Consider the following 11791-nt stretch of genomic DNA (forward strand, 5'->3'; position numbering starts at 1 on the left):
TGTTATTATGGGGTCTCTGCGTTTGAAATAAAAGTTTAATTTTAAAATCCCAAAGCAGATTTAAATTCCTGATCCACTTCAAATTGAAAGTTTTATTTGTTGGTGTAGGTTGGTGGTACAGGTTTACTTAAAACTATATTTTAAAGTCTAATATTACCTTATAAAAAAGTAAATTTGGTTTTAATAGTAAAGAACAAAAGAGCTTCTTATGATTCGGCAATCAGTTTTATTAATATCTAGTCTTTTTATAGTTTCAGGTTTTATTGTTCCTGCAACAATTTTAAAGTCAGATACAGATCTTGTTCAGTCAAACATTTGGCATATTGCAGGGCCTGTAAATGAAAATTATGAAACAATTAATGCTGTCCGACAAAAGGAAGGTATTGTTCGGGTAACCGCTAAAGACAATCCTGTAGGCGAAATTGAACTGAATGTCCTGATTACATCGTCAGCGTCGAATGATGGAGTTCCGACTAACTTACCAGATAATTCACGTTTTGTAAAGATTACCTATAAATCGACCCAGCTGATTAAATTGCAGGCACGTGAAGGAAACGAAGCAGGAACAGACTGTGTGCATGGTGGATCTCACCCAAGAGCTGATTTGCCGGCATCTCCCAATACATTCAAAACCATAAAAATTCCATGGACCCATTTCAGGCAGGACGGATTGCCAAATGGAAAACTTTTGGATATCCACAATCTTTGCAAATTCAATTTTGTCAATTATAATCCGGTCTCAGGAGCATTGCTGGAAATAAAATCTGTTGTAATTGAAAATTGATATTTACTATAATTAAAATAAAAAAAAACAAAAACGTCATTTTACCTAAGTTTGCGTTAGGGATTACTTCACAATGATTTTATTTTTCATCGGAGTTCAGTGAACTTCGTTTGTAGCGGTATCTCCCGATTTAGAAAAACAAGGCTTTTTCAGCCGTAGTTTTTGTTGATCGGGAATTTAGCGGATAGCTTCCCGATAGCTATCGGGTAGGTAACGCCCAAAAGAATATTCTCTTTAGTAAATAAAATAAAAAAGTAAAGGCATTTTGCGTAGTATTTTTCTAAGGATTTAATTACAACTATTCGTTATATTCTATAATTTAAGTTGTAAGAAAAAAAAGAAGTTAATGCTTAATATTGCGTATCTAAAAAATTTTCCTGAAGAATCCTGAAAGAAGATTTTTGCGTAAACCTTTATTTTCTAATTATTATGTTCATAACTATTTTTACAGACACGATTAAATTTCACTACAAATCTAAAAACTGGCAGTATCATTTTAATGAAATTAAAGAACTCGGACTGCTCAAAAAAAAGAAAAAATATTTTCTTGAAAACGGTGCTTTTATTGCCGTAACCGTGGTAGCTTATTATTGTATGATTTTTTCAGACCTGATCGACTTATACTATATTATTCCGACACTTTTATGTTACACTTTTATCATAATCTTAAGATTTGATAACGCTTCAGAATTTGTGTATTTCGTATTTGTAAAAGATATTTACAGAAAAGAAATAAAGATTAAAATTGCAGCAAAGGACCGACCACTGATCGGCGAACAGATAGATCATTTTCTGGATCATCAGTTTGAAAGAAGTATAAAAAAGACTGCTTAAAAAAAATCAAAGATGTATTTACTTGGAATTTCCTATTATGATTTCATTTTCATAACGGCAGCTTTGATATATGGTTGTTTTATTACTATCAAAAAAAAATAATGAAAAACTGCATTTATCATTCCTACAATAATGCAGTTTTAGAATACCCTAAATAAGGTTTAGTTATGCTGTTAAAAAGTTTAATAGCGGGCTGTTTTAGCTATACCTGACCCCAAATTAAAAATTATGGCCACAACAATTAAAAACAAAATCAAAAACATTAGAGAGTTAAAAAATTACACTCAGGAATATATGGCAGAAAAATTAGGTGTAACTCAGGCCGGTTATAGTAAAATTGAAAAAGGAAAAACTTCTTTGAGTTACGAAAAACTGGTCGAAATAGGAAAAATTCTTGATGTAAGTGTTGAAGATATCATCAGTTTTGATTACGACAGGTACTTTAATAGTTTTAATAAAATCAGCGGAAATAATAATGGGAGTATTTTGATTAACACAGAAAATACTTCTACGATCAAAGAACTTTATGAAGACAAAATCCAGCTATTAGAAAAGCTTTTAAACAGGACAGAAATTGAGCTTGGACGTTATAAACAAAAATTTGGGGAAATTTGAAGTAACTCCAATTGAATTGCGTTCTGTTTTGGCCCAAAATTCACTTTTGGGCTAAAGCTTTTTTAGAAACGGATAAATACAATTATATATAGTGTGCGTTAGGGATTACTTCAAAATGCTTTTAGTTTTTCATCGGAGTTCAGTGAACTTCGTTTGAACCAGCGCCATTTTTCTTGTGTTTCTTTAGCAAGAAAAGATACGATCGGATAGTCTGGTCGAAGAGAACTCCAAAAAAAAATAAATTCTTAATCGAAAAAAACTTTCAAATCGCCATAGATTCCCCAATTTTCAATAATAATTGATCTTTCGTATGGTCTCTCTATTAGTATAGGGCCAAAAAGAGCATCTTTGTTTGTAGACAAAATTTGGTCATTGTTATCGACAACTATAGTGTTTCCATGAAAATCTTTTTTTTGTTTTGCCAGTATCCGGTCGTGTTTGTCTACAATTTTAATATCACCAAATATATCTTTTACTTCTTTCGCTATGATTTCTCCTTTTCCATTTTCAATCATAACATTTTTGAAAATATCTTTAACCTGTTTGGCTATAATTTTTTCGAATGGGTCTGTAATGATAATATTACCAAAGATATCTTTCTTTAAAATTACGAGTGTTCTTCCATAAGCATCTTCAATAATAGTGTTGCCAAATAAGTCGGTTTTGTAATTTACTTCCATTTTGTCATCAGTCTGGATTACAGTATGATTTAAAGAATTTGTTCTGTAAATGATATTCTGGCTGTAAGTAAAGTTAGAGAAGTATAAAAAGAGTAAAATGAGAGTAATTTTGTTCATTTGTCAGATTGTTTCACCAAGAAACACAAACTTAGTGCCAAAAGTAATTGGATAAAATGAAAGATTCGAAGCAGCTTTGTTTGAAATTTAGGCTAATTTTTAGTGTAGTTTCATCTTTGTCAAAATTCAGCACTTTGACAAAGACTACTCTACAAGTGAAACTAAATTCAAAATATTTAATGTGCGTGAAAGCCTTAAAACAAAACTTCTTTCGTAATAATATAAAGTCCCATTGCGAGGACAAACCAGCCAAAAAGAGGTTTTAACTTTGTTCCGTCTATCCTTTTGGAAAGCTGGCTTCCAATCAGCATTCCTAAAAGTGCCATTGCTGTAATACTGAATAAAAAAGGATAATTTATAGGTGTTCCGATGTATAAATCGCCTGCAAAGCCTATTGAAGAATTGATAGTAATGATCAATAATGAGGTTCCGACGGCTTGTTTCATGGGCAATTTGGCGAAAAATAATAGAGCAGGAATAATTAAAAATCCGCCTCCGGCACCCAGAAATCCGGTTATGATTCCGACTATGAAACCTATAAAAGCTAATTGAAGATAATTGGTTTCGGTACTTTTTATTTGTGGCTGTTCTTTTCGAATCATCGAAATAGCTGCTGTAATCATCAACAGTGAAAAGACAGTCATGATCAGAAAGTCTTTTGAAACGGTATAAGAAGCTACAGAAAAAAGGGTAGCCGCAATTTTTTGAAAAATAACTTCGCGGATAATTAAAATGGATATTACAGACGGAATCGCAAAATACAATGCCGATTTGAGCTTCAGATTCCCCATTTTGTAATGGCTGTAACTTCCGGACAATGCTGTTAGCCCAACAATAAACAAGGAATACGAAGTTGCCTGATCGGGATTTACTTTGAAGAGATATACTAAAATTGGAATAGTCAGTATAGAACCGCCACCGCCAATTAAGCCCAGTGAGATTCCGATAATGATAGATGCAAAATAACCTATATATTCCATTGCAATTGTTTTGCTGCAAAGGTGGTTTGTAAATTAGAAAACTACAGTAACATTTATCACATAAGGTGATTTTTGGCTACAGATTAAAAGAATTTTGGCGCTAGTACTAGCGTATGTCAATTCGAGCGGAGTCGAAAATCTATAAAGCATTTCGACTTCGCTCAATGTGACAAAATATAATTCGTGCTAATTTGTGAAATTAGTGTTTAATAGCTCGATTTGATTTCGGTTTAGTTTGACCAGGCCGCGCTGTTCCATTTTTTTGAGTAATCTCGAAACCACTTCTCTGGAGGTGTTTAATTCGGATGCAATTTCCTGATGTGATAATTTGACTTCAGAACAGCCACAGGCATCAGAATGTCTTTTCAGATAAAACTCCAAACGCTCATCCATAGAGCGGAATGCGATATTATCTACCACTTCAAGAACTTCTTCAAAACGACTTCGGTAGGTTTCAATGACAAATTCGTACCAGGATCTGTGTTCCATCATCCATTTGTCCATCATTTGCAGCGGAATCATCATAACCGTAACATCTTCTACCACTTTAGCCATAATTTTGCTTTTTTCGCTTTTTGCAGTACAGATCATCGAAATAGCACAGGCTTGTCCCGGCTGTAAATAATACATTAAAAACTCCCCCCCGTCTTCGCCTTCACGATAAATTTTTATTTTTCCTTTGGTAATCAAAACCGTGTTTTTAATGTATTGTCCGGTTCGCATCAGGATAGTTCCGGCTTTAAAATCCTGCAGGCTTCCGTTTTCTTCAATAGTCGCAATAAGTTCGCCGGAGAAATTAGGGAATATGTTTTTTAATGAATTTTGCATTGAGAATGATTTTAACACATCAGGAGGATGGAATCTTAAAAGGTTCTCCGACTCTGACATACATTAATTTTGCCTCTTAATTTTATCAAAAGGTTAAAAAAATATAATTTTTTGTAAAGATAAGAGATTGAAATGGTATAAAAATGTCAGAAAACTATTTTTAAGAACAGAATTACTAAAATGAAAAAATCCTATTTTCTATTAACATTCCAGTATGTTTTTTTGAAAATAGTGAGTAAATTTGTAAAACGCTGACAATTTTACGTTCTCTAAAACGTTTTCTCTGAATAATAATCGAAAACGTATTTTGAACGTATTTTATGTAGTAAAAACTTTTAATTTTACAAAAAACACAATACTATGAATTTATCACAAGAAGATTGGGTTGCACAATTAGAGTCTGATGAAAATGCAGTTATACTTGACGTAAGAACTGAAGACGAATTTAACGACGGCTATATTGAAAATGCTGTAAATATTGACATCAATAAAGGTCAGGCTTTTATTTATGACATAGAAGAACTGGATAAAAATAAAAATTATTACGTGTATTGCCGTTCAGGAGCGAGAAGTGCAAAAGCATGTCAGATTATGAATGAATTAGGTTTTGAGAATGCCTATAATCTGCTTGGTGGAATCCTGGATTGGGAAGGCGAAACCGTAAATCCATAAAAAAGACTAAGAGAGGCAAAAAAATGCCTCTTTTTTCTTTTAAAAAATATTAAATAACCAAAACTAAAATTACCAGATTATGAGTTTTATACCCGAAGAGTATCAAATTAAAGACCTTCTGAATCAGGATACGTATCTTGTAGACGGAGAATTAAAAAAATGGACAGGTCAGACAACCCCAGTGTTTTCAACTATTTCTTCTACAGAAAAATATACGCCTACATTATTAGGGTCTATTCCGTTTATGGCAGAAAAAGAAGCTGCTGAGGTAGTAGAAGCTGCGACTGCTGCTTATAATAAAGGTCAGGGATTATGGCCAACCATGAAAGTAATTGACCGTATTAAATGTATGGAAAATTTCGTGAGACAAATGAAGGAAACCCGTGAAGATGTGGTGAAACTTTTGATGTGGGAAATTGGAAAAAACCTTGGAGATTCGCAAAAAGAATTTGACAGAACGGTAGAATATATTCAGGATACTATTGACAGTTACAAAGAATTAAATGGGCGCAGTTCTCACTTTTCTAAAGTCCAGGGCGTAAATGCAATGATTCGTCGTGGACCTTTAGGAGTTGTATTATGTCTTGGACCTTACAATTATCCGCTTAACGAAACTTTCTCATTATTGATTCCTGCATTAATTATGGGTAATGCCGTGATTTTTAAACCGGCAAAATATGGTGTTTTATGTATTTCTCCATTATTGGAAGCTTTCAGAAGCAGTTTTCCAAAAGGGGTTATCAATATTGTATACGGAAGAGGTCGTGAAGTAGCTTCTCCAATTATGAAGTCAGGAAAAATTGATGTTTTGGCATTGATTGGAAACAGTAAGTCTGCGATTGCTTTACAAGATCAGCATCCAAACAAAAACAGACTTCGTTTGATTTTAGGTCTGGAAGCTAAAAATCCAGCGATTATTTTACCGGATGCTGACTTAGATTTGGCTATCCAGGAGTGTATTACAGGATCATTGTCTTTTAATGGTCAGCGTTGTACAGCTTTAAAAGTATTATATGTTCATGAGTCTATCGCTGAGGAATTTAACAAACGTTTTTCTGAAAAAGTAGATGCTTTGGTATTTGGAAATCCATGGGAAAAAGGAGTTTCTTTAACTCCACTTCCGGAAGAAGATAAACCAGCTTACATTCAGGGATTAATTGACGATGCTACAAGTAAAGGAGCGAAAATATTAAATGAAAAAGGAGGGAAACATTCTGAAAATTATATTTTTCCGGCCGTTTTATATCCTGTAAATAAAGACATGAGAGTGTATCACGAAGAGCAATTTGGACCAGTAGTGCCGATTATTTCTTTCAAGGATATTAACGAACCGCTTGACGATATGGCCGAATCAAATTACGGTCAGCAGGTAAGTTTGTTCGGAAAAGACATCAAAACTCTGGCTCCGCTTATCGATGCTTTGGTAAACTTAGTTTGCAGGGTGAACCTGAACAGTTCTTGCCAGAGAGGTCCGGATGCGTTCCCGTTTACAGGACGTAAAGATTCTGCAGTAGGTACATTGAGTATTCCGGATGCATTGCGTTCGTTCTCTATTCGTACGTTTGTGGCTTCAAAAGACATTGCTTATAACAATGAAATCCTTCAGGAATTATTAAACAGTAAAGAATCCAATTTCATCAATACTGATTATATTTTATAATTTTCAGGTTATATATTAATTTCAAAACCGCCTTATTCTTGTGAATTTGGCGGTTTTTTGCATTTTTGTTTTCTTCCTAAAAATGGATAGTACACAGTAAAAGTTGTGTAAAATAGATAAGAATGGGTAAAATTTACACACTGACTTCTCCCTTGTATTATGCTAATTCGTTCATTATCTGAATGAAACCTTATTGGCATGGCGCTTGTAAAATGAAATAGAACAACGTTTAGATAAACGCCATCGGAAATTAATACAAGCATAATATGGAAAGCGAAACAATTATTTCAAAACAATTTTATTCAACAGATAAAACAAATAAAAAAGAACACACTTTACAAAGTTCTATTTTTAAAATTAATCAGGAATCTTCAAAAATCAGCATAGATAAAACTTCAAATTCACTACCGATTTTTGTTCTCATAGGTACTTTTGCCGTACTATTTGCAGGTGCTTTTTTAGTTTATAAATTTCAGTCAGATTTTGAGCAGTTTCAACTGGAAAGAATAGAATCTATGATAGGTTTTCCATTTTTGATTCTGGCTACTATTTTATTTCTTTTTAAAGCCGGAGTTTTTCTGTATAAGTCATTTCTTTATTTCAAATACAAGCCTATAGAATCTGTTTCAGATGATTTACTGCCTACCTGTACAGTTATAGTTCCGGCTTATAATGAAGGCAAATTGGTTTGGGATACTTTACTAAGTTTGGCAGACAGTGATTATCCGCAGGAAAAAATGCAGCTTTTGGCTATTGACGACGGAAGCAAAGATGATACCTGGTATTGGATTCAACAGGCTAAAATAAAACTTGGAGATCGATTGTCAATCTATCAGCAGCCACAAAATAAAGGAAAACGTCACGCACTTTACAGAGGATTCAAACTGGGAACAGGCGAAATTTTTGTAACAGTAGACAGTGATTCGATTGTGAAAAAGGATACTTTAAGAAATCTCGTAAGCCCTTTCGTAAACAATGAAAAATGCGGAGCTGTTGCAGGAAATGTTCATGTGCTAAACAATAAAAAAGCGATGCTTCCTAAAATGTTGAACGTGAGTTTTGTAATGAGTTTTGAATTTGTACGATCTGCAGAAAGTGTGTTGGGATCTGTAATGTGTACTCCCGGAGCTCTGGCAGCATATCGCAATACTTCGGTTTTTGCCTGCCTTGAAGAATGGATCAACCAGACTTTTATGGGAGAACCTTCGGATATTGGTGAAGATCGTGCCATGACTAATATGATTTTGAAACAGGGTTACAAGGTATTATTTCAAAGAAATTCGGTTGTATTGACCAATGTTCCTGAAGAATATACGGGATTATATAAAATGTTTATCAGATGGGGAAGAAGCAATGTTCGCGAAAACCTAATGATGGCAAAATATGTTTTCAAAAACTTCAGAACCGAATCAAAATTAGGAACCAGAATTTTGTATTTGGATCAGACTGCGAAAATTATAATGTCTTTTCCATTCTTAATTTTCATGTTCTTCTTTATTGCAACACATCCGCTGTTATTTTTTAGCTCAACACTTTTAAGTATATTGATTATATCCAGTTTTTCAGCGTTCTTTTATGGTAAAAAACATGGTTTTTCTGAATCAATTTGGGCGTATTCCTATAGTGTTTTTTATACCTTCAGTCTGTTTTGGATTACTCCGTATGCGATTGTTACAGCTCATAAAAAAGGATGGCTCACACGTGGTTTGTCTGAAAAGAAAATAGAAGAATATGTTACTCTGGAACAATATAGCCAGATAGCCAAATAAAATAAAAAATTAGATTATTTTAGAACCGTCTTTTCCTTTGTGGATTAAGACGGTTTTTATTTTTTATATGATGATAATAAAATCAATCAAAGCTTCGGATACTTGGAAAATCAGGCATGAAGTAATGTGGCCCGATCAGCCTTTGGAATTTGTTCAGTTGGAAGAAGATGAATTTGGCTTGCATTTTGGCGTTTTTATAGATGAAAAACTGATTTCAATTGTATCCTGTTTTATTTCAGATGATGAAATGCAGTTTAGAAAACTCGCAACTTTACCCGAATATCAGGGTCAGGGAATCGCATCTGAACTTTTAAAACATATTTTTGAATTGGCCTGCAAAAAGAATTTAAAGAGAATTTGGTGCAATGCCAGATCCGGTAAAAAATCGTTTTATGAAAAACTCGGGATGAAAGATACTTTTCAAACGTTTAGCAAAGCAGGTCAGGAATTTACAATTATGGAGATTTGTTTTTGATTTCTGAAATGTGAAAAAAATCCTAATTGAGCCTGATTTATAGAAAACTTCAATTAATTATCTTAATTTAACCACAGACAAATTAATACTTTAGTTTACCATGGAGAATTCAAAAATTAAGGCTTTTATACCACTTTTATACCTTGTTTGGTCAGACGATCTTTTAACGCCAAAAGAGTTTTCGACGCTGCAGGAATTTATTACTTCTCTAACGCTACTTTCTCCTGAAGAGATACAATTTCTTCTTTCGAAAGTGGATATTTCGAATCCGCCTTCGCGAAATGAACTCACAGAATGGAAATCGGATATTGAGAAAAGTATTAAAGATAAATCGTCTATAAAGTCCATTTTTGATATCGTTGTAGCACTTTCTGATAAAGATTTGAATATTTCAGGATTAGAATTAAAATTCACAAAACTGGAAAATGATCTTGGGGTTTTAGGCGAAGAATTGATTCAGAACTTTAAAACCAAGGCAGATTCTTTTACAGCCAGTTCCCAAACCAATACTAATTTCGATGTACAGAAAATTACAGAAATTTTGGATGGTACAGAAGCCGCAATTATCAAAAAAGTAAAATCGGTTATTTCCAGACCTGAATTTGCTTATGAAACTTCTACTGATATTAATGTCTATCGCCAGACGGTTTACAATTGGTGCAAAATTTTAGCCGATGAAAACCTCGGAAATATGGCGTATCCAAAACAATACGGAGGTGGAGAAAACATAGCAGATTATTTTGCTATTATGGAAACATTGAGTTATCATGATTTAAGTCTGGTGATTAAATTTGGAGTACAGTTCGGGCTTTGGGGAATGAGCGTTCAGTCATTGGGAACCGAGAAACATTATGCAAAATATTTAAAAGATATTGGTTCATTAAAGATTCCGGGTTGTTTTGCGATGACTGAAACACATCATGGTTCAAATGTAAAAGGACTTGAAACCACAGCAACTTACAATCATAACGATCAGACTTTTACAATCCATACGCCGCACGAAAAAGCACAAAAAGAATATATTGGCAATGCTGCTGTTCACGGACAAATGGCGACCGTTTTTGCCAAACTGATTATTGACGGCCACGATTATGGCGTAAATGCTTTTGTAGTACCGTTGCGTGATACCAATGGAAATGTTTTAAACGGAATTACAATAGGCGATTGCGGTCATAAAATGGGGCTTAACGGAGTAGATAACGGAACCATCCGTTTTGACAATGTTGTGATTCCGAAAGAAAATATGCTCGACCGCTTTGCTTCTGTAAATGATAAAGGCGAATTCGAAAGTCCGATTCCGAGTGATAACAGACGTTTTTTTACGATGTTAGGCACTTTGGTTGGAGGCCGAATCGGGATTCCGCGTTCTGCTTTGGCGGCTGCGAAATCCGGTCTTACGATTGCCATTCGTTACAGCGATCAAAGAAGACAGTTCGGACCCGAAGGCGGTTCAGAAGTTCCGATTTTAAATTACAGAATGCATCAGCGCAGATTGCTTCCACATTTGGCAAAAACCTATGCGGTGCATTTTGGACTGCAATATCTCACCAGTCGTTTTTTAAACAGAACAGAATCTGAAATGCAGGATATCGAAGCTTTGGCAGCTGGTATGAAATCGTATTCGACCTGGAGCACCAGAGATATTTTACAGGAATGCCGTGAAGCTTGTGGAGGAAAAGGGTATTTGTCGGAAAACAGAATAAACGCCTTAAAAAACGATACAGAAATTTATACCACTTTTGAAGGTGATAATACCGTTTTGATGCAATTGGTCGCCAAAAACCGTCTGGCTGAATTCAGAAAGTCATTTGGCGAAATGGGATCTTTTGGCATTATCAATTATGTGTATGAAAATGCCAGAACCGCAATCGCAGAAAAAAATCCAATCATAACCCGCAAAACTGATGATGAACATTTGCTGGATAATCAGTTTCATCTGCAGGCCTTTGTACACAGAGAAAAAACAATTTTAGCATCGGCAGCAAGACGTATCAAAAAACTCATTGATGAAGGTTTAGAAGCGTATGATGCTTTTAATGTGGTTCAACACCAAATGATTGATGTTGCTGAAGCGTATTTGGAAAGAGTGGTTTTGGAACAATTTCAAATTACAATAGAAAAAGTTGAAGATGTAAAAACTAAAGAAATATTGCTGAAATTAAATCAGTTATATGCCCTTTCACAAATAGAAAAAAACAAAGGCTGGTATCTGGAAGATGGTTATATGGAAGCGGTAAAAACCAAAGCCATTCGTAAAATGGTCAATCAGCTTTGTTGGGATATCAGGCCGGATGCGGTTTCTCTGGTAAATGCTTTTGATATTCCGGAGAGTTGCCTTGCGGCTCCAATTGCGGTGTAATTATAAATCTTATTTTTT

At 34.3% G+C, this 11791-nt stretch carries 11 protein-coding genes; 8 read left to right on the forward strand and 3 right to left on the reverse strand.

Going from position 1 to position 11791, the window contains the following annotated elements:
• The first annotated feature begins 208 nt into the window (after positions 1-208).
• The 3 genes from DMB68_RS01145 (at position 209) to DMB68_RS01155 (ending at position 2233) form a co-directional block, all read left to right on the forward strand.
• Entirely contained in the window at positions 209-784 is a 576-nt protein-coding gene (locus DMB68_RS01145; RefSeq protein WP_110344850.1) for a hypothetical protein, read from the forward strand.
• Positions 785-1213: 429 nt separating this feature from the next.
• Positions 1214-1618 carry a hypothetical protein gene (locus tag DMB68_RS01150; protein WP_110344851.1) on the forward strand — a complete coding sequence of 135 codons (405 nt, stop codon included), beginning with the start codon at positions 1214-1216 and terminating at the stop codon, positions 1616-1618.
• A 228-nt stretch (positions 1619-1846) separates the two neighbouring features.
• Positions 1847-2233: a helix-turn-helix transcriptional regulator gene (locus tag DMB68_RS01155; RefSeq protein WP_110344852.1), complete on the forward strand. Its 387-nt coding sequence runs from the start codon at positions 1847-1849 to the stop codon at positions 2231-2233.
• Between the two features lie 245 nt (positions 2234-2478).
• Here DMB68_RS01155 and DMB68_RS01160 read toward each other — a convergent pair whose 3' ends face one another.
• From DMB68_RS01160 to DMB68_RS01170, 3 genes are all read right to left on the reverse strand, one after another.
• A complete protein-coding gene (locus DMB68_RS01160; RefSeq protein WP_110344853.1) occupies positions 2479-3030 on the reverse strand; it encodes a hypothetical protein in 552 nt (183 codons plus the stop codon).
• A 194-nt stretch (positions 3031-3224) separates the two neighbouring features.
• Positions 3225-4010, reverse strand: coding sequence for a sulfite exporter TauE/SafE family protein (locus DMB68_RS01165; RefSeq protein ID WP_110344854.1), 786 nt, complete (start codon positions 4008-4010; stop codon positions 3225-3227).
• 186 nt (positions 4011-4196) lie between these two features.
• Positions 4197-4838: a Crp/Fnr family transcriptional regulator gene (locus DMB68_RS01170; RefSeq protein ID WP_110346309.1), complete on the reverse strand. Its 642-nt coding sequence runs from the start codon at positions 4836-4838 to the stop codon at positions 4197-4199.
• Between the two features lie 360 nt (positions 4839-5198).
• On the opposite strand from DMB68_RS01170, the gene DMB68_RS01175 reads away from it, so the two are divergent.
• The 5 genes from DMB68_RS01175 (at position 5199) to DMB68_RS01195 (ending at position 11773) form a co-directional block, all read left to right on the forward strand.
• Entirely contained in the window at positions 5199-5510 is a 312-nt protein-coding gene (locus DMB68_RS01175) for a rhodanese-like domain-containing protein (protein ID WP_110344855.1), read from the forward strand.
• 79 nt (positions 5511-5589) lie between these two features.
• Entirely contained in the window at positions 5590-7170 is a 1581-nt protein-coding gene (locus tag DMB68_RS01180) for an NADP-dependent glyceraldehyde-3-phosphate dehydrogenase (protein ID WP_110344856.1), read from the forward strand.
• Positions 7171-7436: 266 nt separating this feature from the next.
• A complete protein-coding gene (locus DMB68_RS01185) occupies positions 7437-8939 on the forward strand; it encodes a glycosyltransferase (protein WP_110344857.1) in 1503 nt (500 codons plus the stop codon).
• Between the two features lie 70 nt (positions 8940-9009).
• Entirely contained in the window at positions 9010-9414 is a 405-nt protein-coding gene (locus tag DMB68_RS01190) for a GNAT family N-acetyltransferase (protein ID WP_110344858.1), read from the forward strand.
• 100 nt (positions 9415-9514) lie between these two features.
• On the forward strand, positions 9515-11773 hold the full coding sequence (locus DMB68_RS01195) for an acyl-CoA dehydrogenase family protein (protein WP_110344859.1): 2259 nt from the start codon (positions 9515-9517) through the stop codon (positions 11771-11773).
• Positions 11774-11791: the final 18 nt, after the last annotated feature.

Source organism: Flavobacterium hydrophilum, from assembly GCF_003202405.1.
GTDB lineage: Bacteria > Bacteroidota > Bacteroidia > Flavobacteriales > Flavobacteriaceae > Flavobacterium > Flavobacterium hydrophilum.

Coding starts and splice junctions, on each gene's coding strand:
- DMB68_RS01145 (WP_110344850.1), top strand. CDS start 209: ATGATTCGGCAATCAGTTTTATTAATATCTAGTCTTTTTATAGTTTCA.
- DMB68_RS01150 (WP_110344851.1), top strand. CDS start 1,214: ATGTTCATAACTATTTTTACAGACACGATTAAATTTCACTACAAATCT.
- DMB68_RS01155 (WP_110344852.1), top strand. CDS start 1,847: ATGGCCACAACAATTAAAAACAAAATCAAAAACATTAGAGAGTTAAAA.
- DMB68_RS01160 (WP_110344853.1), bottom strand. CDS start 3,030: ATGAACAAAATTACTCTCATTTTACTCTTTTTATACTTCTCTAACTTT.
- DMB68_RS01165 (WP_110344854.1), bottom strand. CDS start 4,010: ATGGAATATATAGGTTATTTTGCATCTATCATTATCGGAATCTCACTG.
- DMB68_RS01170 (WP_110346309.1), bottom strand. CDS start 4,838: ATGCAAAATTCATTAAAAAACATATTCCCTAATTTCTCCGGCGAACTT.
- DMB68_RS01175 (WP_110344855.1), top strand. CDS start 5,199: ATGAATTTATCACAAGAAGATTGGGTTGCACAATTAGAGTCTGATGAA.
- DMB68_RS01180 (WP_110344856.1), top strand. CDS start 5,590: ATGAGTTTTATACCCGAAGAGTATCAAATTAAAGACCTTCTGAATCAG.
- DMB68_RS01185 (WP_110344857.1), top strand. CDS start 7,437: ATGGAAAGCGAAACAATTATTTCAAAACAATTTTATTCAACAGATAAA.
- DMB68_RS01190 (WP_110344858.1), top strand. CDS start 9,010: ATGATAATAAAATCAATCAAAGCTTCGGATACTTGGAAAATCAGGCAT.
- DMB68_RS01195 (WP_110344859.1), top strand. CDS start 9,515: ATGGAGAATTCAAAAATTAAGGCTTTTATACCACTTTTATACCTTGTT.